Annotated in this window: 21 protein-coding genes; 11 read left to right on the top strand and 10 right to left on the bottom strand. The window is 36.3% G+C overall.

Annotated elements, in window-relative coordinates; genetic code table 11:
* Positions 1–41 precede the first annotated feature (41 nt).
* A complete protein-coding gene (locus ACF3OC_RS10530) occupies positions 42–1,466 on the bottom strand; it encodes an ATP-dependent RecD-like DNA helicase (protein ID WP_392469157.1) in 1,425 nt (474 codons plus the stop codon).
* Positions 1,467–1,539: 73 nt separating this feature from the next.
* On the opposite strand from ACF3OC_RS10530, the gene ACF3OC_RS10525 reads away from it, so the two are divergent.
* Genes ACF3OC_RS10525 through coaD form a run of 3 tightly spaced genes read left to right on the top strand, consistent with a single transcriptional unit; the run spans position 1,540 to position 3,325 of the window.
* Positions 1,540–2,325 carry a DUF3822 family protein gene (locus ACF3OC_RS10525; RefSeq protein WP_392469156.1) on the top strand — a complete coding sequence of 262 codons (786 nt, stop codon included), beginning with the start codon at positions 1,540–1,542 and terminating at the stop codon, positions 2,323–2,325.
* Positions 2,316–2,849, top strand: a complete 534-nt coding sequence (locus ACF3OC_RS10520; protein WP_392469155.1) for an RsmD family RNA methyltransferase — start codon at positions 2,316–2,318, stop codon at positions 2,847–2,849. The genes ACF3OC_RS10525 and ACF3OC_RS10520 overlap by 10 nt, the downstream gene beginning before the upstream one ends.
* 2 nt (positions 2,850–2,851) lie before the next feature.
* Positions 2,852–3,325 carry a pantetheine-phosphate adenylyltransferase gene (gene coaD / locus ACF3OC_RS10515; protein WP_094256497.1) on the top strand — a complete coding sequence of 158 codons (474 nt, stop codon included), beginning with the start codon at positions 2,852–2,854 and terminating at the stop codon, positions 3,323–3,325.
* On the opposite strand, the gene ACF3OC_RS10510 is transcribed toward coaD, so the two are convergent.
* Positions 3,317–4,573: a DEAD/DEAH box helicase gene (locus ACF3OC_RS10510; protein WP_179221512.1), complete on the bottom strand. Its 1,257-nt coding sequence runs from the start codon at positions 4,571–4,573 to the stop codon at positions 3,317–3,319. The genes coaD and ACF3OC_RS10510 overlap by 9 nt on opposite strands.
* Positions 4,574–5,119: 546 nt before the next feature.
* Between ACF3OC_RS10510 and ACF3OC_RS10505 the strand changes: the two genes are divergently transcribed.
* Together ACF3OC_RS10505 and ACF3OC_RS10500 are read left to right on the top strand one after the other, a co-directional pair.
* Entirely contained in the window at positions 5,120–6,013 is an 894-nt protein-coding gene (locus ACF3OC_RS10505; RefSeq protein WP_094281784.1) for a flagellar motor protein MotB, read from the top strand.
* Between the two features lie 140 nt (positions 6,014–6,153).
* On the top strand, positions 6,154–7,782 hold the full coding sequence (locus ACF3OC_RS10500; RefSeq protein ID WP_277712172.1) for an IS1182 family transposase: 1,629 nt from the start codon (positions 6,154–6,156) through the stop codon (positions 7,780–7,782).
* A 93-nt stretch (positions 7,783–7,875) separates the two neighbouring features.
* On the opposite strand, the gene ACF3OC_RS10495 is transcribed toward ACF3OC_RS10500, so the two are convergent.
* From ACF3OC_RS10495 to mazG, 4 genes are read right to left on the bottom strand one after another with little or no spacing between them, the layout of a single operon-like run.
* Positions 7,876–8,649 carry a sulfite exporter TauE/SafE family protein gene (locus ACF3OC_RS10495; RefSeq protein ID WP_094281782.1) on the bottom strand — a complete coding sequence of 258 codons (774 nt, stop codon included), beginning with the start codon at positions 8,647–8,649 and terminating at the stop codon, positions 7,876–7,878.
* Complete coding sequence (locus ACF3OC_RS10490; protein ID WP_094281780.1) at positions 8,639–9,307, bottom strand: HAD family phosphatase; 669 nt, start codon at positions 9,305–9,307, stop codon at positions 8,639–8,641. The genes ACF3OC_RS10495 and ACF3OC_RS10490 overlap by 11 nt, the downstream gene beginning before the upstream one ends.
* A 53-nt stretch (positions 9,308–9,360) precedes the next feature.
* Positions 9,361–10,536 (bottom strand): serine hydrolase, encoded by a 1,176-nt coding sequence (locus tag ACF3OC_RS10485; RefSeq protein ID WP_094281778.1) that lies wholly within the window; start codon positions 10,534–10,536, stop codon positions 9,361–9,363.
* Positions 10,537–10,588: 52 nt separating this feature from the next.
* Positions 10,589–11,392, bottom strand: coding sequence for a nucleoside triphosphate pyrophosphohydrolase (mazG, locus tag ACF3OC_RS10480; protein WP_094281776.1), 804 nt, complete (start codon positions 11,390–11,392; stop codon positions 10,589–10,591).
* A gap of 83 nt (positions 11,393–11,475) precedes the next feature.
* Here mazG and ACF3OC_RS10475 point away from each other — a divergent pair, with 83 nt between their 5' ends.
* The gene (locus ACF3OC_RS10475; protein WP_094256489.1) at positions 11,476–11,784 is read left to right on the top strand and encodes a hypothetical protein; all 309 of its coding nucleotides are present in this window, start codon (positions 11,476–11,478) and stop codon (positions 11,782–11,784) included.
* A gap of 124 nt (positions 11,785–11,908) precedes the next feature.
* Positions 11,909–12,850, top strand: a complete 942-nt coding sequence (locus tag ACF3OC_RS10470; protein ID WP_094281774.1) for a hydrogen peroxide-inducible genes activator — start codon at positions 11,909–11,911, stop codon at positions 12,848–12,850.
* A gap of 15 nt (positions 12,851–12,865) precedes the next feature.
* On the opposite strand, the gene ACF3OC_RS10465 is transcribed toward ACF3OC_RS10470, so the two are convergent.
* From ACF3OC_RS10465 to ACF3OC_RS10450, 4 genes are all read right to left on the bottom strand, one after another.
* On the bottom strand, positions 12,866–13,456 hold the full coding sequence (locus ACF3OC_RS10465) for a riboflavin synthase (RefSeq protein ID WP_094281772.1): 591 nt from the start codon (positions 13,454–13,456) through the stop codon (positions 12,866–12,868).
* A gap of 544 nt (positions 13,457–14,000) precedes the next feature.
* Positions 14,001–15,188, bottom strand: a complete 1,188-nt coding sequence (nhaA, locus tag ACF3OC_RS10460) for a Na+/H+ antiporter NhaA (protein ID WP_392469154.1) — start codon at positions 15,186–15,188, stop codon at positions 14,001–14,003.
* Positions 15,189–15,294: 106 nt separating this feature from the next.
* The gene (locus ACF3OC_RS10455) at positions 15,295–16,605 is read right to left on the bottom strand and encodes an ABC transporter permease (RefSeq protein WP_392469153.1); all 1,311 of its coding nucleotides are present in this window, start codon (positions 16,603–16,605) and stop codon (positions 15,295–15,297) included.
* 15 nt (positions 16,606–16,620) lie between these two features.
* Complete coding sequence (locus ACF3OC_RS10450; protein ID WP_094256484.1) at positions 16,621–17,526, bottom strand: ABC transporter ATP-binding protein; 906 nt, start codon at positions 17,524–17,526, stop codon at positions 16,621–16,623.
* Between the two features lie 104 nt (positions 17,527–17,630).
* Here ACF3OC_RS10450 and yihA point away from each other — a divergent pair, with 104 nt between their 5' ends.
* From yihA to ACF3OC_RS10430, 4 genes are all read left to right on the top strand, one after another.
* Positions 17,631–18,242, top strand: a complete 612-nt coding sequence (gene yihA, locus ACF3OC_RS10445) for a ribosome biogenesis GTP-binding protein YihA/YsxC (RefSeq protein ID WP_094256483.1) — start codon at positions 17,631–17,633, stop codon at positions 18,240–18,242.
* Positions 18,243–18,245: 3 nt separating this feature from the next.
* Entirely contained in the window at positions 18,246–19,097 is an 852-nt protein-coding gene (locus ACF3OC_RS10440) for a 4-hydroxybenzoate octaprenyltransferase (protein WP_392469152.1), read from the top strand.
* Between the two features lie 95 nt (positions 19,098–19,192).
* The gene (topA, locus tag ACF3OC_RS10435; protein WP_094281764.1) at positions 19,193–21,577 is read left to right on the top strand and encodes a type I DNA topoisomerase; all 2,385 of its coding nucleotides are present in this window, start codon (positions 19,193–19,195) and stop codon (positions 21,575–21,577) included.
* Positions 21,578–21,583: 6 nt separating this feature from the next.
* Positions 21,584–21,997 (top strand): hypothetical protein, encoded by a 414-nt coding sequence (locus tag ACF3OC_RS10430; protein ID WP_094256480.1) that lies wholly within the window; start codon positions 21,584–21,586, stop codon positions 21,995–21,997.
* Positions 21,998–22,000 lie beyond the last annotated feature (3 nt).

The following is a 22,000-nucleotide window of genomic DNA, read 5'->3' as shown; positions in this document are numbered from 1 at the left end:
CGACCTAATAAAGAAGGGATCATGTATTATTTTTGATAGGTTTAGGCTTCGTAGAATTTTTCATTGAAATTGACCAAGAAGAGTTCCTGAGTCGCCCGGGTTATTGCGGTATAGAGCCAGCGCATAAATTCCGTATTCAACATGTCATCATTCATATAGCCTTGATCTATAAAGACCAATGGCCACTGTCCACCTTGGGCTTTATGGCAAGTGATGGCGTAGGCGAATTTAATCTGCAAAGCGTTATAATAAGGGTCTTTTTTAATGGCCTCCATACGATCTTTTTTTGCATAGATGTCTTGATAATCCTCCGCAATGCTATTATATAGTTTCTGTTGTTGTTCATAGGGTAGGTTGGGTGAATCAACATATAAACTATCTAGAAGAACCCTACAACGAATGGCATCGCCCTCATTGTTGTCCATAAACTCGAGATATAGGTCAGCGAACCTAAAGCCATGCATTTCATGGACATTACTGACTTTCTTGATAACCGCCATATCACCATTAGCGATGAATCCGGTATTTTTTTCGTCATTGTCCTGAAGCCAATAGTAATTGTTTTTCACGACCATGACGATATCTCCACCTGTGATTTCCTCATCCCTGAACAATATTTGATTTCGAATATGCTGATTATATAGGTTTGCTGACTTGTTGGATCGGCAAATAACCATGGCATTTTGGATACCAAACTTATCATAAGCATAATGAAGACCTTCAATCAATCGCTCCCCATTCATCCTAAAAATGTCCTTGAATGATTTAGTGACGAATTGCGGGTAGCTATATTCCGCAAATTCTTCATCCAATCGAATTTCATTACGGATTTTTGTGGCATTATATAGAATTCCGGAGTTCTTATCCTGACGAACGACATCTGTCATTTCATAGCTGAAAATCTCTAATCCAAATTCAGCGTTCATGTATTCAGGATCTAATGCAGGACTGGTTTCAAGTCCAACTGGAGGCAACTGTGCAATATCACCAACCAACATAAGGGTGCAATTTTCTCCAGACTGAACATATTCGATTAAATCATGCAATAATCCATTAGAAAACATACTATGCCCTTCATTACTGATCATGGAAGCCTCATCGACAATAAACAAGGTGTTTTCATGTGTATTGTCAGCTAGGCTGAATTGCATATCCAGTGATACGGCATTTTTCTTTCTATAGATCTTTTTATGAATGGTCAAGGCATTCCGACCAGAATAAGAAGACATCACCTTGGCGGCACGTCCGGTCGGAGCTAATAAAACAGATCTTTTATGAAATCGAGGTAAGGATTTTACCAATGCAGAAATGATACTCGTTTTACCAGTACCGGCATAGCCTTTTAGTATAAAGCAGGATTCAACGGCAAAAGTATGTAGGAATTCACCGAGAATTTCAAATACTTCGACTTGCTGTTGGGTTGCTTGATGAGAAAACTGTTGTAAAAGGCTGTTTTTTATTTGCACAACCCAAAGTTATCCAAAAGGTTGGTCAATCCAATTTTTAAAACTAATTTTGTGTTTATACCATCTGCAAGGAATGAATTATACTTCGAAACAATTTCATTTACATTATATATCGCATTATACACTAATTGTAAAAGCGAATTATCAATATGATAAGCTTTATGTTTTAGATCAAGATCATCAACTTTTGGTGTATATGAATTTTGAGAGCCATAATCCTTCAGAAGAGGCTCTAAAACTATTATCTCTGCCATTTCAGAAGGTTTACGTGAGTATTCCTACGCATAATTTAACTTTTGTTCCTGATGATTTATATCAAGAAGATGACTTGGATAAATACCAGGAATTCATGGAGAATCCTGCACAGGAAATGAGTCAAACTGCAGTTGAGTTCTTGCAAATTCAGGCATTCTATCAATTGGATGTATTATTGCACCATCGTTGGAAAACCCTATTTCCTGATGCTAAGTTCGTTCCTGAGTTTAAATTAAATCTATTACAAGCAAGACCATTTATTCCATTGAAAGGGGATGTTCTAGGTGTTGTATTTGATGATAATACTGCTGATATCTATCTATTTATCAATGGTCAATTTAAGTTTTATAATACCTTTGAAGTTGTTAGCGATGATGATTTGAGTTATTTTATCTTAAACCTATTTGAGAATTTTGGAATAGATAAAAAGGTTAATAAGGTTTTATATTCAGGATTGGATGTGGACCATTCCTTTATTCAAAAGTTAAAGACGTACTCTGATGAGGTAATTGAGATCTCAGCCAATAAACCGAGTATTTCCTTGGACGAAGAGTCAAATCAGTTTTCGAGAAGTTATTTAATAGATTTACCTACATGCGAATAATTGGAGGAAAGGCAGCAGGATTGAGGTTGAATCCTCCCCAAAATTTACCTGTCAGACCAACCACAGATATTGCAAAAGAAGCATTATTCAATATCTTAAATAATCGGATTGATTTTGATGGATTGGACTGTTTGGATTTATTTGCCGGGACTGGGAATATTTCTTTCGAACTTGCTTCGAGAGGAGTAGGAAAGGTCAATTCGGTTGATTTACATGGCAAATGTGTAATTTATATAACAGATACAGCCAAGAAATTAAACTTATTGCAAATTAAAGCTCGTAAAGCGGATGTATTTAAGTTTATCAAATCTGATAAGGAACAATATGATTTGATTTTTGCTGATCCACCTTATGACTTAGGTCAGTTACCCATGTTAGCGGCTTTGGTCATTGAAAATGATTTATTGAAAGTGGGGGGACTTTTAATTGTAGAACATCCAAGTAACCGCAAGATGATTGATCATCCAAATTTTGTTGAAACCCGACAATATGGAAATTCATCATTTAGCTTTTATTCTAAATAATTATGAGAATCGCAGTTTTTCCAGGATCCTTTGATCCATTTACCATTGCACATCAGGATTTGATAAATAGAGCTTTACCGCTATTTGATAAAATCTATATTGCTATTGGCATCAATAGTTCAAAGGTTGGGATGATGGATGTGGAGAGTCGCAAATTATCCATTTCTGAATTGTTTGCAGATAATGAACAGGTAGAGGTTAGTTTTTATAATGGATTGACGGTGGATTATTGTTTATCCATTGGTGCTCAGTTTATTTTAAGAGGTCTTCGTAATGGGACTGACCTAGATTATGAAAACATTATTGCTCAGAACAATCTTTTATTGGCCCCTCAAATCGAAACTTACTTTTTGGTAAGCAGGAGTGGAGAGGCCCATATTTCTTCAACAATCGTCCGTGATATCTGGAAAAATAATGGTGATATCAATCACCTGGTTCCAGCAACGATTCTAAAACATATCAAGAAATCAAATTAAGTTAATTCTTACTTTCTGACCTTTTATTTTTCCGTTCGTTCCGTTCTTCACTACTTTATTGGCTAAATCAGCACGGATTGCGACGTAGGAATCATTTGGTTTGACAACGATAAGACCTAAATCTTCCTTCGTAATTTCCGGTAAGTTTAAGATATAACCGACAATATCAATTTTATTGACTTTTTGCTTTTTACCAGCGTTAATCCTTAATGTTTTGAATTCTGGTTCGGCAGGAATCGGATAAAAACCGTCTAGTTCGAGCGTTTCTGCTCCATCTAAATAATTAGCTCCACGATCATCATCAGATAGAATACCATATACATAGCCCTTTTGACCATTTCTACCCGCACGACCATTTCTATGAATAAATTCATCTTCCTTATAAGGAAATTGATAATGAACGACATGGTTCATCTCCGGAATATCAAGACCACGTGCTGCAAGGTCTGTGGTAATTAGAATATTTTGGCTACCGTTTTTAATCTTAACTATGGTCAATTCCCGAATAAATTGTTCAAGACCACCATGGTATGGGATGCTTTGAATTCCTTTTCCTTCTAAAATATCAGATATATTGTCTACAGCTTCGCGGTGATTACAAAAAACCAAAACCCTTTCATCGCCAATCTTGCAAAGTAATTTAAAAAGTGACTCCAGTTTTAATTTAGAGCTGGTCATCACCTTATAATAACTCAAGTCTGGTCTTAAGCCATGACTGTCAACATTGTCTAATTTGATAGGGTTGTTTAATTCTAGGAATGCTGGAATCTCTTCCATATCCGTTGCGGAGGTTAGGATTTTATGTTTTACATCTCTGCTCGCCCTTACGATATAACTCAATTGATCTTGAAATCCAAGTTCTAATGACTTATCAAACTCATCCAATACCAGCGTATGGCATCCTTCAAGTAGATTTGGAACCCGGTCAATATGATAAATTATTCTTCCTGGTGTTCCTATGATTAAGGCAGGTTGTTGTTTAAGCTTATCTTTTTCAATCTGGCTATTATTTCCACCATATAATAAGGCAACATTTAAGGCACTGTTCATTTGCTTGATTACAGATTCAATCTGTAGAGCAAGCTCTCTGGTAGGAACCACAATCATAGCTTTGGTGCCTTTAGAGAAATTGTCTCCTAGTAATTTGAAAAGTAAAAGGCTAAAAGCTAATGTTTTACCTGATCCAGTAGGAGAGAGAAGAACAAAGTCACGGTCTGTACTAAACTGTTGAAGTACTTCTTCCTGCATAGGATTTAGTGCTTCTATGTTTAGATTTTTAAGGTAGGTATTCAAATGTTGCATGGACAAAATTATCATTAATGATTGGTATTTGAGCTTTTGAATGTAAAATGACATAAAATAATGTGGAATTATTTTTTTGGCACAAACTTTGAATATAAGCTAGTATTCATAATTTAGGTTAATAATTGGTTAGTTAAGTCTTGAAATCTCCCCGATCTCAAGACTTTTTTTATGGATAAATATTAACCATATTCATTTGATTCCCAATATTTATTTTTAAGATAAAAAGTAGAAAACTTCAGTCCTTAGAATTGGAAATGTTTAAAAATAATTTTACCGAAAAACGATAATATAATTTTTCTTTTTTGGCATTAATATGAAATTTTGGTTTTACATTTAAAATAAAATATTTCGACAATAATCTTCGTTTATTGAGCTGAAAAGGAGATTTAATAGAAAATTTAGAGTTAATAAAAGTTAATTTTAGATAAAAGGCATTCCTTTTGCTTAACATTAGCGTAATAAATACGAATAAAAACAAAATCAAGCGTTATGATTAAGAGAATTAGCGTACCATTATTATTAATGTCAGCCTTGTTGATATCCTCTTGTGGAGTTAGCAAGAAAACACACCGAGCTTTGGAAGCTCAGTATAAAGAATTGGGTGATAAATATAACCAAAGTCAATTAGACCTTGCTGAAAGCAAAACCAGAGTGAAAAGTTTAGAAGAACAGCTTGAGATTGAAAGGAAGAATAATGCAGGATTGAGAGAAGCTTTAGCAAAACTTCAAGGAACTTTGGATAATAGTATTAACCAAAATACGCAAGGAAATGTCAATATTTCCAAATTGGTGGATGAAATCAACGCCTCTAATAAATACATTCAACATTTAGTAAATACCAAACAAAAAAGTGATTCACTTAATATGGTGTTGACAAACAACTTGACTCGTTCACTTAGCCGTGAAGAAATGCAAGATGTTGATGTTCAAGTGTTAAAAGGTGTGGTTTATATTTCATTATCTGATAATATGTTGTATAAATCAGGAAGTTATGAAATTTCAGACCGTGCGGGCGAGACTTTATCAAAAATTGCTAAGATCATCCAAGATTATAAAGATTACGATGTGTTGATCGAGGGTAATACCGATACAGACCCGATTTCGAAACCAAATATTCGTAACAACTGGGATTTAAGTACCTTGAGAGCATCTTCTGTTGTTCAAGCATTACAGAACACTTATGGTGTAGATCCTAAACGCTTGACCGCTGGTGGACGTGGTGAATACAACCCAGTTGCTAGCAACAATAGTGCAGACGGAAAATCTAAAAACCGTAGAACTCAGATTATCATTACCCCTAAACTTGATCAGTTTATGGAGTTAATTGATAAGGCTCCGGAAACAGAGAACTCTGAGGTTCCTGTCGACACAACATCGTTTTAAACTAGACGATTATAAATAATAGAAAAAGGGGCTGTCTAAAAAGGTCTCTAAAAAAAAATAACCCCGTCATTAAAAAATGGCGGGGTTTTCTGTTTTTTGTCCTTAAGATTTAGTATCTTAAGGTGCACCCAAAAAACAATATGGCAAACATACAATTCAAAGCTCTTCCATCCAATAGTCCGAGTCTATTTCCTGAAAATATTTTTGATCGTATTCCATTGAACCATCCTGTTCGGTTGGTGAATCAGGTTGTTGATCAGTTGGATCTGGATCATATTATCCGACTTTATAAAGGGGGAGGCACTACTAGTTTCCATCCCCGGATGCTCATCAAAGTGTTGTTCTACGCCTATTTAAGCAATATCTATTCTTGCCGAAAGATTGAACGCGCCTTACAAGAGAACATCTATTTCATGTGGCTTTCTGGCAACAGTACCCCTGATTATCGTACGATCAACTATTTCAGGGGGAAGCGTCTTAAGGGGCAAATACAGGAGTTGTTTGCAAGTATCGTCCGGATGTTACATGAAATGGAGTACGTCAGCCTGAAAGTTCAGTATGTTGATGGTACCAAGATCGAATCTGCAGCTGGTCGTTATACGTTTGTATGGAAGAAATCGGTTGAGAAAAACAAGGTAAAGTTAGAAGCGAACATCGCTTCGGTTCTTGCCGATATTGATGCGCAGATTACCCAAGACCAATCTACATTAGGCAATCAAGAAGTTAGCAAGGCTATCGACAGCACGCAGCTGAAGGAAAAGATCAAAGCGATCAATGCAAAGCTCAAAGTGGCCAATAAGTCTACCGATAAGCAGCTTAAGAAACTCGAAGATGACTACTTGCCACGATTGCAGAAATATGAAGAACAGCTGAAAATACTAGGGGATCGCAATAGTTATAGTAAGACCGATACCGATGCTGTGTTTATGCGCATGAAAGAGGATCACATGAAGAACGGTCAACTCAAACCCGCCTACAATACACAGATCAGTACCGAGGAACAGTTCATCACCCATTACAGTATCCATCAGACTACCGCAGACACGACAACCCTACCGGAACATTTGGAAGGCTTTGAGTCCCGTTACGGAAAACAAAGTGAGTCAATCGTCGCAGATGCCGGATATGGCAGTGAGCAGAACTATGAGTTGTTGGAAGGACAGGATATAACCGCTTTTATCAAGTACAATTACTTCCATATGGAGCAGAAGCGAAAGCATAAGCAGGATCCTTTTTCGGTACAGAACCTATATTACAATGATCAGGAGGATTTTTATGTGTGTCCGGCAGGACAGAAACTAAGCTTTGTCGGACAAACAACCAGGGTCAGTACCAACGGATATGCCGCCCAGGTGAGCTGCTATCAAGCTCAGCGATGTGAGGGCTGTCCGATGCGTGATGGGTGTCATAAAGCACAGGGCAATCGTCTGATTGAAGTCAATCACCGCCTTGCTTGGCTCAAGGCTAAAGCTAGAGAAAGACTACTATCGACACAAGGGCTATACCATCGAAGCAAAAGACCCGTGGAAGTCGAAGCGGTATTTGGACAGATGAAAAGCAACAACAAGTTTACCCGCTTTAGTATGAAAGGACTCGAGAAAGTTACTGTGGAGTTCGGATTGATGGCTATTGCCCATAACCTAAGAAAATGGGCAAAAAAGTGGGAAAGCAAAACTTTAATTGGTAAACCTGGTGGCAACAACTCCCTATTTGCGATAAATCAAGCTATCAGCGTGATGAAAAGTACAGAAAATCGACTTGCAGCTTAATATTGTTTAAAATATAATTGAGATCAAGAAAGGTATTAAAACAAAAGAAGGTGCCTTTTTAGACACCTTCTTTTTCTATTAAATTTTGATTTATTAGCCAAACATCAGCATCAATGAAGATATGATGACTAAAGCTAGAATAACGATCTTAAATTCCTTCTCGGGAATAACTTTGACAAGTTTGATACCTATATAACCTCCCAATAAAATAAAGGGAATAGCTAAGCAATTTAAAATAATGCCTTCCCAGCTCAGGTTCTTCCAAACGAATAGCTGCAATGGAATTTTGGAGAAGTTGAGAATCATAATGAACCAAGCTCCAGTAGCCACCAAGGTTACCTTATTGAGTTTTCGAGTCAACAGATAAATAGTCAGGGCTGGTCCGGCAGCATTGCCAATCATCGTCGAGAAACCTACTAGTAATCCGAATGCAGGTGAATACCACCAGTTATCTGTAAAATCCTTGCTGTCCTGACTTTTTTTGGCCTTATTGGTTCCCCAAATCATCAAAAGCACACTGATGAATATACAAGCACCCATAATAAATTTAAAGGTTCCATCATCAATATATTCCCCTACAAACAATCCTATAAATAAGCCCAACATGGAAAAGGGAAGCATGGATTTTATTTCTGACCAAATAAATTGCTTCCGATAATAGATTACAGCCAATAAATCAGCCATACATAATAGAATTAAAACTATCCCCGTAGAAAATTTCGCTCCAAACAAGATCGCAAACATAGGAATGGTAAAGGTTCCTACGTTTTGAATACCAGTTTTAGAAACTCCAATAAGCATGGCGCAGAAGAAATAGAGGATCCATGCGGCAGGAGAGGGAATTAGTTCTAATGCACTATCCCACATGTTGCTCGTAAAGTGATTTTAGTCTATCTACGCTCATATTTTTATAGTTGTCAATATAATCCAGACAAACCGGCAAATCTTCCTTTTTGTGCGAGCTGAGAACGCCAATTACATTCATGTCTGCATTTAATCCTGCAGTAACTCCTGAAAATGAATCTTCAAAAACAAAACAATGTTGTGGGTTCATGTTTAGGTTATTTGCTGACTTCAAATAAACTTCAGGATGAGGTTTATGTAATTCTACATTTTCAGATCCTAGCGTGGATTGAAAAAAATTTCTGATTTCCAATACATTTAGAATTAAGTCCATATTGGCACGCGGAGCCGAGGTAGCAACTCCAGTTTTGATATTATTCTCTTTTAAGTTATTTAGAAAATCCGGTAAATAAGGGATTGGCTTTGCTTCAGATTTGTAGATTTCTCTGAAAAGTCCTTCTTTTTCTCTTTCTAGACTTAATAACTCTTCACCTGCAATATGTCTTTTGAAGAAATGAGTGAAAATATAGCTATTGTGTTTGCCATACATATGTTTCTCGAATTCTTCATCAGAATATGGGATTTGATATTTGTCAAAAAATGCTTCAAAGGCTTGGGCATGGTATGGATTAGTGTGGGCAATTACGCCATCCATATCGAATATTACTGCTAATTCTTTCATTGCAGCAAAAATACAAATATTATCTATAGAACCGCTTTATTACAGGAGTTTGGCTAATTATTGTTGACTCTGTTGCCTAGCATAATATATGCCTGTTCGATAAAATTATAGAAAGCTGATCCGGGATTACTTCTTGGTTTACCACCAATTCCATGTCCTAGACGAACGATGATTAAATCATCCTGAGGGATTACAATAACATATTGCCCCAAGTGGCCATCCATATAGAAGTAATCTTTGTCCTTGTATTTTCCAATCCACCAACCGTATCCATATTCAGGTGATGCCGGGAAAGTATTGGTAACCGATTGTTGGATGTAAGCAGAGTCTAAAAGTTGATTTCCATTCCATTGGCCATGTTGCAAATACAACTTGCCAAATCTTGCAAAATCACGAGCATTTGAGGCCACACAACAATATGCTTTTTCAATTCCATTTTTCTCACTGTCCACCTGCCATAATGCAGTATGTTCAGCACCCATTGGTTTCCAGAAATATTCTGATAGTAATTCAGATAAGGACTTTTTAGTCGCTCGTTGAAGAGCAATGCCTAAAAGTTGGGTATCACCACTTTTATAAATAAATTCTTGACCTGGTTGATTATTGATTGGGAGTTGATCCAAGGTGCCAACAATATCCTTGTCAAAATATAATCGGGTGGTAATTGAGAATGGATCGTAATAACTTTCATCCCATTTCATACCTGAACTCATGGAAACTAAGTCAACCATTTTTAAGGAGTCCGCATATGGACCAATCAATTCGGGCACAAAATCCTTAACCTTCTGTTGAAGGCTTTTTACTTGGCCAGCTTCAATGGTTTTTCCTAATAGGGCTGCCACCATACTTTTTGCCATCGAGAAGGAATTGGATCTTGAAGAATCTGAATATCCATCATAGTACTCCTCAAACCAGATACTGTCTTTATGAATGATCATATAAGCCACTGACTTCCATCTTTCATGGATGCTTTTTAAGCTATCTGTAATTTTGACAGAGTTATATTCTTTTGAAATATTCCAAGGTTGAGGCTGACCAATATCGATGCTATGGTTATCAAAAAATCGATAATCGTCTAAGTATGCAGTTTTGTGCCCATGAAGATAAGTGACATAAACGCCTTTGATTAGAAAGTCTTTACCTGTTGCATATAAATAGACTACGGCTACTAATAAAACTGATCCGAGGATTATTCCAAGCCACTTTAGAAACTTCAAAAGAATTTGCATACGATTGGTTTTGTACCGTATTAAAGTTATCAAGAAAATAACAGAAGTCCAATTATTTCAGCTTTTTAGCTTCATTCCAGTAAACATCCATTTCCTCCAAAGTCATGTCTTTTAATACCTGTCCATTTTCGGCTGCTTTAGCCTCCAAATAGGTAAATCTATGGATGAATTTTTTGTTGGTTTTTTCAAGGGCATTTTCGGGATTGATGCCAATATGTCGAGCGTAGTTGATCAAAGAAAATAAGAGGTCTCCAAATTCAGCTTCTGCTTTTTCTTGGTCGATAGTGCCAGTTTTCAAATCAAATTCAGCCTTGAATTCTGCCAATTCCTCCTCAACCTTATTCCAAACTTCCGTTTTATCCTCCCAATCAAACCCAACGCCACGAACCTTATCCTGAATACGATAAGCTTTAACTAAGGCTGGCAAACTTTGCGGAACACCTTGTAGAACAGATTTATTGCCTTCTTTCAATTTTATAGATTCCCAATTTTGTTTGACTTCCTCATCATCTTTAACCTGGGTATCTGAATAAATATGAGGATGGCGAGTAATTAACTTGTCGCAAACGGCATTCAAGACATCAACAATATTAAATTGGTTTTCTTCATCCGCTATTTTAGCATAAAAAACAAGGTGCATCAATATATCCCCGAGTTCCTTTTTGATTTCCTGGTAATCCTTTTCTAGAATGGCATCAGTTAGCTCATACAACTCTTCGATTGTCAAATGCCGCAAAGATTCCATGGTTTGCTTTCTATCCCATGGACATTCAATCCTTAAGGTGTTCAATACGTCGAGTAATCTTTCAAATGCTTCTGGGGCTGTGTGTTTTGTAGGAGGGGGGATATGAGCCATGTTCTAATTCTTACTTTGTTATATCTAATTGAAACAATACTCAAAGTTATGTGTTTTTATAGAAACGAATATAAAAATATAAAATGGATAAGACTTTTAAATATGCAACCATGACAGAAGCCTTGGATAATCTGTCTAAAAAAGGATATACCATAGATTATAATGTGGAGTTTGATCAATTGTCAGATGAAGCAGCAATTTATGAGATCGATGTTTTGTATAGATATGAAGGCGAATCAGATCCTGCGGATGAATCTTCAGTGTACGGAATTAGAAACACTAAAACCGATGAAAAGGGAGTGTTTGTTGCCGGGAATTTATCCTTGATTGAAGGGAAAAAACGAGATATCATCTTGGATTTAGAAATGAAATACAAGCAGAATCATCATTAAAATGATCTGTTGATTAACATGAAGCCTGGATTTATCCAGGCTTTGTTTGTTTAATGTCTTATTTAAATGCTGATTACGAATAACATGATAACTTCAGTACATTTGTATAGTTAAAATTTATAGAATGACTCTAGTCCAATTAGAATATATTATTGCTGTCGACACTTACAGAAGTTTTGTTGCTGCTGCTGAAAAATGTTTTGTCACACAGCCTACCTTAAGTATGCAGATCCAAAAATTAGAGGAATCCTTAGGCGTCAAAATATTTGACAGAAGCCGCCAACCTGTTGTTCCAACAGAAATTGGCGAAAAAATTATCGAACAGGCAAGAACGGTATTGACCGAGAGCAAGAAAATCTCCGAGATTCTTCAAGCTGAACGTGGCGAATTGACCGGAGAGTTGAAAATTGGTGTAATACCTACTGTCGCACCATATCTTTTACCTACAGTAATTTCAGGCTTTATGAAGAAATACAACAAGCTTAAATTACAGATCTGGGAATATACAACAGAACAAATCATTCAGGAATTGAAAATTGGAACTTTGGACTGTGGTATCCTATCCACTCCGTTGCATGACCCGGTAATTCAGGAAATCCCCCTCTTTTATGAAACATTTGTTGCTTATATTTCCGAAAAAAGTCAGGTCTTCGAGAAGAAAATGATCAATATTGAAGATATTTCGAATGAGAAATTGTGGTTGTTAAATGAAGGCCACTGTATGCGGGGACAGGTTTTGAATATTTGCAATTACAAGCACAACCAATCCAAGGAAGGAACCTTTGATTATAATACCGGGAGTGTAGAGACTTTGAAGAGGATGGTAGATTTGAATGGTGGATTGACCATTTTACCAGAAATGAGCATTTCTAATTATGATGAGGATCAATTGGCTCATGTACGTTATTTTAAAACTCCTGAACCTGTTAGGGAAATCAGTTTGGTGACTCCTCAAAACTACGTCAAGAAACATGCTATCAATATGTTGAAGAATGAGATCTTAAATGTCGTTCCTGAGAAGTTTAAATCAAAACGTAAAAAAGAAGTAATGGGCTTTTCAGTATAAAAAGCCCATTTTTTATTAATCTCTTAAAGCAAGCAGCTTGCTTACATATTTCCCAATTATATCGAACTCTAAATTCACTGTAGAACCAACCTCAATAGTTTTAAGATTAGTATGATCTAAGGTGTAAGGTATAATCGCTACTGAGAAGCTATTTTTTTCAGAATTCACAACTGTTAAACTAATTCCATTGACAGTGATAGAGCCTTTTTCAACGGTCATATTGTTTAATTTTGAATCGTATTCAAAGGTATAGATTGCACTACCTTCCTGAGGCTCAACTGCAGTACAAATCGCGGTCTGATCCACATGGCCTTGTACAATATGTCCATCCAGACGACCATCTACTTTAACACATCGCTCTAGATTTACAAGATCGCCAACCTTCAACTTTCCTAAATTACTTTTTTCTAATGTTTCATGAATAGCAGTGACTTGATGTTCATCACCTTCAAGACCAACAACCGTTAAACAAACTCCGTTGTGGGATACACTTTGATCTATCTTGAGCTCTGCGCTAATGGATGATTCGATGAAGAAATGAATATTGCTTTGTTCTAACTCAATTTTCTTAACTGTTCCTAATGTTTCTATGATGCCTGTAAACATATTTCTGAATGTTTTTTTCAAATATAATATAAACAATTTTCTCCGGAATCAGGGGAGGGTAATAATTTATTTTAAAAAAGATTTGGATATGTGTAAAATGTACACTATCTTTGTGGTATCATAATTTAGGTTTATAATTGGTTATTAAAGGTTTTCATTCTCCCCGTTTGAAAACCTTTATTTTTTTAATTTTATTCTCCTGATTTCCAACAAGTTAATTATTTTATACATTAGAATACGGTTTATTTCCTAGAATAAATTTGGAATTTATATAAGTAAATATCTATCTTTGTCTTAGGTTTAGGTTGATTACCTCATATAAGAGGTTATTTTTTAAAGCTTGAGCAATCGCCCGATTGACTCAAGCTTTATTTTTTTTATAAGGTTTTTTCTTTCCAAATTTCCTGATATCTGTAGCTTTTATTTTCGTTTTAGGACAATTGAATTTATTTAAATATTTACTTAAAGTAGAATGCGCGCATATTATTTTATATATGCGCGCATTCTTTTAATATTTATGCAAAAAAGGCGTTACAACTTGTAATTATTCCTCAACATGAAATTTGTCCTTTTTTGCTACAAATGAAAGGTACATATAGCCGCAAGTACCTGATATTAAGGACCCAATAAGCACTGCGAATTTTGCTTCTTCAATAAATAGGGGATCCTTGAAGGATAGCATTGAAATAAAGATTGACATCGTAAATCCAATACCACCTAGCATCCCAACACCAATCATATGTTTCCATCCAGCCATATCAGGAAGATTAGCTATTTTGGTCTTAACACAGATCCAGGTTGTTATGTAGATACCAATGGTCTTTCCGAAGAATAATCCTAGAATAATTCCCAAACCTAAAGGGGTACTCAATCCATGTACCATATCGCTATGAATACTGATATTGGTATTTACTAAGGCAAACAATGGAATAATAATAAAATTGACAGGATTGGCCAATGCATGTTCTAATTTCTCTAAGGTAGACTCACTCTCATCCGGCGTAGTAGGCAAGGTCATGGCTACCAAAACTCCTGCAATCGTTGCATGTATGCCTGAGTGATGGATAAAATACCAAATGAATAATCCAGGGATAATATAAGCCCAGACACTTTTTACACCAGTTCTGTTGAATACAACTAGTAATGCGAGGATTCCTCCGGCATATAATAAATAAGTGTAATGTAATTCGGTCGAATAAAAAATAGCAATAACCAAGATCGCTAATAGGTCATCGACGATGGCTAAGGCCGCTAAAAAGATCTTTAAGCTCGGTGGAACTCGTTTATCCAGCAAGGAAATAATAGCAAGGGCAAACGCAATATCCGTGGCCATAGGAATTCCCCAGCCATGATGAGAAGCCTGATCATGATTAAAAAATGTATAAATTATTGCCGGTACAATGGCACCTCCCATAGCCGCCAAAATTGGTAATAATGCATTTTTGGGAGATGATAATTCACCTTCTACAAGCTCCCGTTTGATCTCCAATCCAACTAGCAAAAAGAATATAGCCATTAATCCATCGTCAATCCATTGCTTGACAGAATACCTTAATTGAATAGTTTCATTTTCATAACCCAATTTGTATTGTAAAAGTTCATTGAACTGGGTAGAAGAAGGTGTATTTGCGATCACCAATGATATGATCACACATAAAAACAGAAGAATCCCTCCAGATGTATTAGAAGAAAAAAACTTCTTAAACACCGACAGATTAATTTTTTCAGTCATGTGATTTCCGAGTTTGAAATTTATTACAGCAGTCCAAAGGTAGGAAAAATTTAAAAGCCCTTCCAAATATTCAATTGGAAGGGCTTTTTCAGGTATAAAGATTTTATTATCCTTTATATCGGAACCATTTCACTAATTCCTTAAAGCTAGCTTTCTTACCATACATCAGGATTCCAATACGATAGATTCGTGCCGCAACCCAAGTTGTGAATATAAAACCCGCTACTAATAGTATAAAGGAAACAGCTATTTGCCATGTAGGTACTCCAAATGGAATCCGGACTAGCATAGCAATAGGAGAGGTCAATGGTATAAAACTTAACCAGGTTGCTATGGGACCATGTGGATTGTTAATTAACACCCCAAATGATAAAATATAGGCCAACAACAATGGGGTTGTAATTGGCATCGTAAATTGATTGGCTTCGGTTTCACTGTCAACAGCAGATCCTACAGCCGCAAATAGTGCACTATACAACATATAACCACCAATAAAGAATAAAAAGAAACTGACCAATAATTCCGGAATATTCACAGCATCCAAAGCCGTATTCACTTCCGAAAGAATAGAACTATTGTCCATTTCAGCACCTTGAGGAGCTTTTTGAATCATCTCTTGTTGAAACTCGGCTTTATCAATCAAGGTATTGGAAGCAATTCCTATCAATCCGAAACTCAGGATAATCCAAAGAACGAACTGCGTTATTCCCACCAAACCAATTCCAATAATCTTGCCCATCATCAACTGAAAAGGTTTCACCGAAGATATGATCACTTCAATGATACGATTAGATTTCTCTTCAATAATCCCGCGCATAACCTGAGCACCGTACAGAAATAAGGATAAGTATATCAAAACAGATAATGCCATTGCAATTCCCATGGCTATTCTTGTGTCACTATCCTTCGCTTCCCCTGTTGAGGTGATCTCCTTAGCAGCAGTTTTTACCTTGGTATCGATGCTTTTAATCTTTGTAGCATCGATATTGAGCTCTTTGTATTGGTAGTTTAATAGAATATCCTCCAACTGTTCTTCAACGGAGGCTTTGGTATTAATATTAGGTTTTCCAGATGATAGAAATTCAATATTATGGGTCTGATAAAAATCTTCAGGAATCATTAATATGTTCGTGTTTCCATCTAGATCCTTGATCTTTTGAATTTGATCATTCAAATCAATGGTCGAATGCGTAAAGGTGATTTGCTCTGTGTTTTTTAGCAATGGACCTACTTCCTTGGTGTTATCTACTACATAAATCAATGCACGCGAATCTTCAAAGCTCTTTTTTGTCAGGAAGAAAACCCCTACATACATTCCTATAAAAAATAACGGCACCAGAAAAGTAGTAAGCAAGAAGGATTTTTTCTTAACCCGACTTAAATATTCTCTTTGGATGATTAATAATATCTTGTTCATATACTTTCTGGCTTATTATTTAGTTACTTTATCAATAAAGATATCATGCATGGAAGGGATGATTTCAAAGATCTGTTGAATTTCAATTTGAGGAATCAATTGAACGAGGACATCATTCAATGATTTTCCTTCTGGAATTTGAATGGTCAAGGTATTTCCACCATTTTTCTCATTTTCTAGATTCTGCCATAATGATTCATCCAACTGGATATTGCTAGTTTCTGGTTTTAAACTATACTCAATTTTATAAGTTTGATTTCTATAGTTGTCTTTGATTTCTTTGACAGAACCTTCAAGAATGACTTTCGATTTATTCAACAGTGCAATATTATCACATAATGCTTCAACGGATTCCATCCGATGCGTTGAATAAATAATGGTAGCACCTTTTTTATTGAGTTCTAGAATTTCATCCTGGATAACTTGAGCATTTACCGGGTCAAATCCTGAGAATGGCTCATCCAGAATAATAAGGTCAGGCTCATGCATTACTGTCGCTACGAACTGAACTTTCTGCTGCATCCCTTTACTTAGATCCTCCACTTTTTTATCCCACCAGCTCTCGATTTTTAACTTCTCAAACCAATATTTTATTTTTTCTTTCGCTTCCTGTTTGCTTAATCCCTTCAATTGCGCTAAGTAGATCATTTGATCTCCAATCAACATTTTTTTATAGAGGCCACGTTCTTCAGGTAGGTAGCCAATTTTTCCAATGTGGGAAGAATTCAGGGGTTCGCCTTTAAAATAGATCTGCCCAGAATCGGGCGCAGTTATTTGATTGATAATACGGATTAGGGATGTTTTCCCGGCACCATTGGGTCCTAACAGACCAAATATTTTCCCCGTTGGTACATGGATAGAAACATCATCTAAAGCCTTATGATGTGCATATTGCTTAACAATATTCTTGATTTCGAGCATAAAATTAGATTTGATGCTGAAATTATGAATTTTTCTTGAATTGAATGAGTTTTACCCGTATTTATGATGAGAAATAAAAAGGTTTTTAATCGTACCTTTGCAATATGAATATCAATCGTGCAGAATTCTTAACCAGTAATACGGATGTAACAAAACTTCCAACACCAGACAAAGCAGAATATGCTTTCATTGGTCGTTCGAATGTTGGAAAATCATCCCTGATCAATGCTATTACACGAAGAAAAGGTTTGGCTAAAACATCGCAGAAACCTGGAAAAACCCAGCTTATCAACCATTTCATTATTAATGATGATTGGTATTTAGTGGATTTACCAGGCTATGGCTTTGCGCAAACCTCAAAAAAGAACCGTGCCGAATGGGAAAAATTTATCCGTGAATACCTTACAAGACGCGAAAATCTTCAATGCGTATTCGTCCTGATTGATAGTAGACATGAGCCACAGAAAATCGACCTTGATTTTTGTTATTGGCTAGGAGAACAGGGAATCCCTTTCTTTCTCTTATTTACGAAAGCTGATAAACATTCAATGGTAAAATCAGACCAAAATATCGCCAAGTTCAGAAAAGCCTTAAAAGTTTGGTTTGAAGAAGTGCCAGGCCATATATTAACATCCTCTGAAACAAAGTTAGGTTGTGAAAAAGTATTGGAAACCATTCATGAAATCAATCAAAATTTTGTTTCTCCCTTAGAGTAGGATATGAAAAAATACATGTCTTTGGTGCTTTTCGCACATAGTATATTTGCGCTTCCCTTTGCAATTATTGGCTTTTTTCTGGCAATCCATACGACATACTATCATTTTGAATGGAAATTGTTCCTATTAATGTTGGTATGTATGGTGACGGCTAGAAATGCTGCCATGGCATTTAATAGATATTTGGACCGTGATATTGATGCTTTAAATCCGAGAACAGCAGTTCGGGATATTCCTGCAGGAAGAATCAGCCCTAAACAAGCATTATTATTTACCATAGTAAACTGTATCGTGTTTATGGTTGCTTGTTATTTCATCAATTTTATGTGTTTCGTCCTTTCTCCGGTGGCATTATTCGTCATTCTTTTCTATTCATATATGAAAAGAATATCGCCATTATGTCATATTGTGTTGGGGATTGGTTTAGGTTTAGCACCGGTAGGAGCTTACCTTGCGGTCACCGGAGTATTTAATATTATCCCGATCTTTTATGGATTGGCAGTAGTGACTTGGGTGAGTGGATTTGACATTATTTATGCTTTACAGGATGAGGAATTTGATAAGGCAAATGGGTTGAATTCCATCCCAGCAAATTTTGGAGGTAAGACAGCATTAAGGATTTCTGAAGTTCTTCATGTCCTGTCATTTATATTTGTACTGCTTCCAGTCTTTTATATGCCGGTGGGTATATTATATTATATAGGTGTTGCTTTTTATGGCGCATTATTAATTTATCAGCATCGAATTGTAAGTCCAACAGATTTAAGTAGGGTAGACCGTGCTTTTATGACCACCAATGGTATTGCCTCAGTGGTTTTTGCCCTATTTTATTTACTTGATATTTGGATTAATTGATAGGTGATTGTTCTCACTTTTTTGACCTTTTGGGCAAAAAAGAATTTGCATTCCATTTTGAAATCGTTTTCTTTGCATCAAATCATAGAATTTAAATGGCAAAAAATTTATTGATAGTCGAGTCACCAGCAAAGGCTAAAACAATAGAAGGGTATCTAGGCAAAGATTTTTTAGTGAAGTCCAGTTATGGTCACATTCGCGATTTAGTGAAAACTGATGACGCGATTGATACCGAAGATAATTTCAAACAGAAATATGAAGTTCCTTCGGATAAAAAAGCTTTGGTTAGTGAATTAAAGAAGTTAGCGAAATCTGCAGAAACAGTATGGTTAGCGTCCGATGAGGACCGTGAAGGAGAGGCTATTTCCTGGCATCTATACGAAACATTGGGCCTGAAAGACGATAAAACTAAACGTATCGTATTTCATGAAATTACCAAACCTGCCATTTTAAAAGCTATTGAGTCCCCTAGAAAAATCGACTTTAATCTTGTAAATGCACAACAAGCTCGTCGTGTATTGGATAGATTAGTAGGTTTTGAATTATCACCTGTACTTTGGAGAAAAGTTAAACCTTCGCTTTCAGCAGGTAGGGTACAATCTGTTGCTGTTCGATTAATTGTTGAACGCGAAAGAGATATCAATAAATTCAACGCGGAAGCAGCATTTAAGGTTGTTGCTATATTTAATACAGGAAATGCGAAAGACCGTTTTAAAGCGGAATTACCTAGCAGATTTGCAACTGTAGAAGAAGCAAATCAATTCCTGAATGATTGTGCGAAAGCCGCATTTAATATTAAAAGTTTAGAGACTAAACCTTCTAAACGTACTCCATCAGCACCATTCACAACCTCAACACTACAACAAGAAGCAAGTAGAAAACTTGGATTCTCTGTTGCTAGAACAATGCAAGTTGCTCAACGTTTATATGAAGCAGGTCGTATTACCTATATGCGTACTGACTCAGTAAACTTGTCTGATACTGCATTACAAGGTGCTCAAGCCGAAATTATTAATGCTTATGGCGAGAAGTATCATAAACTTCGCCAATACCGTACGAAGAGCGCTGGAGCCCAAGAAGCTCACGAAGCTATTCGTCCGACATACTTTAATGATCATAGCATTGATGGTGATAATTCTGAAAAACGTCTTTACGAACTAATTTGGAAGCGTGCCATCGCTTCTCAAATGAGTGAAGCAGAATTTGAAAAAACAACAGCTAAAATCTCCATTTCAACCAGATCTGAAGATTTAGTTGCAACTGGTGAAATCATGAAATTTGATGGTTTCCTAAAGGTTTATTTTGAATCATCTGACGATGATAATGATGAAATTGATTTGGATAACTCTGATAATGCCATTCTTCCTCCATTGACGAAAGATCAAAACCTTAATCTGGAGATTATGCATGCTACAGAGCGTTTCTCAAGACCTCCAGCTAGATTTACCGAAGCTTCTTTGGTAAAGAAATTAGAGGAACTTGGAATCGGACGTCCATCTACCTATGCACCTACCATTTCTACTATTCAAAACCGCGGCTATGTGGTAAAAGAAGATCGTGATGGTAAAGAAAGAGCCTATAGGGTTCTTACTTTAAATGGCGCGGAGGTTACTTCTCAGACAAAAACTGAAATAACAGGGGCAGAACGTAATAAAATGTTCCCTACAGATATTGGTGTCCTGGTAAATGATTTCTTGGTTCAACACTTCAAAGGAATTGTAGACTATCACTTCACCGCGAAAGTTGAAAAGGAATTTGATGAGATCGCTCAAGGTTTCAAAGAATGGACCCATATGCTTTCGAACTTCTACGGACCTTTCCATTCGGAAGTTCAAAATACTTTGGATAATGCAGATCGTGCTACGCACGAACGTGAATTAGGTGTTGACCCTGTTTCTGGTAAACCAATTTCGGTACGTGTTGGACGTTTTGGTCCGTTGGTTCAAATTGGTACTGCTGATGATGAGGAAAAACCGGTCTTTGCTTCTTTGCGAAAAGGTCAAATGATTGAAACCATTACTTTGGAGGAAGCATTAGAATTATTTAAACTTCCTAAAAAAGTAGGGGAGTTTGAAGGCAAAGAAATGACGGTAGCAATTGGTCGTTTCGGGCCTTATATCCGCCATAACAGTAGCTTCTATTCATTACCTAAAGGATTGGATCCTTTGGATGTGGAACAAGAGCAAGCTATCCAAATCATTGAGGAAAAACGCCAAAAAGATAAAGATAAGGTCATCAAGATTTTTGATGAGAACCCAGAGGCCAAAATTGAAAACGGCCGTTGGGGACCTTTCGTAAGATTTGGAAAACAAAACTTGAAGATTCCTAAAGGAACTGAAGTTGAAAAAATCACTTATGCAGATGTGTTGAAATGGGCTGAAGAGGATACAAAATCTCCTTCCGCTAAGAAAGCTGCAAGAGCGACTAAAACAACGAAAACTGCAAAAACAACTAAGAAAGCAACTGCCAAAAAGAAATAGGTAATAATGAAAAAGGATCTACCCTTAAATTTAGTTGAAGATATATCAGTTGCCGTGGTATTGGAAGCTGAATCTCCAACAGCTAAGGTTTGGAATGTATACCTCGTCAATGAGAAAGATATTGCCATCCAAAATGTACTGGTTTCCTCCAAAGGTTATGGTATAAAAGATGGTAAAGATGTCAAAACTACTGTGTTGAGACATTTCATTGGTGATATGGAAGCACATTCTTCTAAAAAAATCGAAGCAATAGATCCCCAAGTTTTTGGATTGACTAATGAATATTGGTTAAGCTACTATATTGACGGTACTATTTATGATAAAAAATACGTTTTCTTACCTGAAAGTATTGTCGATGAAAATCTTATTAAAATTCCACTGGTGAATAAACCAGGGGTAATGATTGGAGGAACGAACTAAATC

Origin of the sequence: Sphingobacterium cellulitidis, assembly GCF_043187465.1 — a bacterium.
GTDB classification, from domain to species: Bacteria; Bacteroidota; Bacteroidia; order Sphingobacteriales; family Sphingobacteriaceae; genus Sphingobacterium; species Sphingobacterium cellulitidis.
Note: the sequence above shows the minus strand (reverse complement) of the source record. Positions and strands in the feature narration are given on the sequence as shown.

Bases quoted from the DNA above. Each gene is read 5' to 3' on its own strand.
- ACF3OC_RS10525 (WP_392469156.1), top strand. From the start codon at position 1,540: ATGAATTATACTTCGAAACAATTTCATTTACATTATATATCGCATTAT.
- ACF3OC_RS10520 (WP_392469155.1), top strand. From the start codon at position 2,316: ATGCGAATAATTGGAGGAAAGGCAGCAGGATTGAGGTTGAATCCTCCC.
- coaD (WP_094256497.1), top strand. From the start codon at position 2,852: ATGAGAATCGCAGTTTTTCCAGGATCCTTTGATCCATTTACCATTGCA.
- ACF3OC_RS10510 (WP_179221512.1), bottom strand. From the start codon at position 4,573: ATGCAGGAAGAAGTACTTCAACAGTTTAGTACAGACCGTGACTTTGTT.
- ACF3OC_RS10505 (WP_094281784.1), top strand. From the start codon at position 5,120: ATGATTAAGAGAATTAGCGTACCATTATTATTAATGTCAGCCTTGTTG.
- ACF3OC_RS10500 (WP_277712172.1), top strand. From the start codon at position 6,154: ATGGCAAACATACAATTCAAAGCTCTTCCATCCAATAGTCCGAGTCTA.
- ACF3OC_RS10495 (WP_094281782.1), bottom strand. From the start codon at position 8,649: ATGTGGGATAGTGCATTAGAACTAATTCCCTCTCCTGCCGCATGGATC.
- ACF3OC_RS10490 (WP_094281780.1), bottom strand. From the start codon at position 9,307: ATGAAAGAATTAGCAGTAATATTCGATATGGATGGCGTAATTGCCCAC.
- ACF3OC_RS10485 (WP_094281778.1), bottom strand. From the start codon at position 10,536: ATGCAAATTCTTTTGAAGTTTCTAAAGTGGCTTGGAATAATCCTCGGA.
- mazG (WP_094281776.1), bottom strand. From the start codon at position 11,392: ATGGCTCATATCCCCCCTCCTACAAAACACACAGCCCCAGAAGCATTT.
- ACF3OC_RS10475 (WP_094256489.1), top strand. From the start codon at position 11,476: ATGGATAAGACTTTTAAATATGCAACCATGACAGAAGCCTTGGATAAT.
- ACF3OC_RS10470 (WP_094281774.1), top strand. From the start codon at position 11,909: ATGACTCTAGTCCAATTAGAATATATTATTGCTGTCGACACTTACAGA.
- ACF3OC_RS10465 (WP_094281772.1), bottom strand. From the start codon at position 13,456: ATGTTTACAGGCATCATAGAAACATTAGGAACAGTTAAGAAAATTGAG.
- nhaA (WP_392469154.1), bottom strand. From the start codon at position 15,188: ATGACTGAAAAAATTAATCTGTCGGTGTTTAAGAAGTTTTTTTCTTCT.
- ACF3OC_RS10455 (WP_392469153.1), bottom strand. From the start codon at position 16,605: ATGAACAAGATATTATTAATCATCCAAAGAGAATATTTAAGTCGGGTT.
- ACF3OC_RS10450 (WP_094256484.1), bottom strand. From the start codon at position 17,526: ATGCTCGAAATCAAGAATATTGTTAAGCAATATGCACATCATAAGGCT.
- yihA (WP_094256483.1), top strand. From the start codon at position 17,631: ATGAATATCAATCGTGCAGAATTCTTAACCAGTAATACGGATGTAACA.
- ACF3OC_RS10440 (WP_392469152.1), top strand. From the start codon at position 18,246: ATGAAAAAATACATGTCTTTGGTGCTTTTCGCACATAGTATATTTGCG.
- topA (WP_094281764.1), top strand. From the start codon at position 19,193: ATGGCAAAAAATTTATTGATAGTCGAGTCACCAGCAAAGGCTAAAACA.
- ACF3OC_RS10430 (WP_094256480.1), top strand. From the start codon at position 21,584: ATGAAAAAGGATCTACCCTTAAATTTAGTTGAAGATATATCAGTTGCC.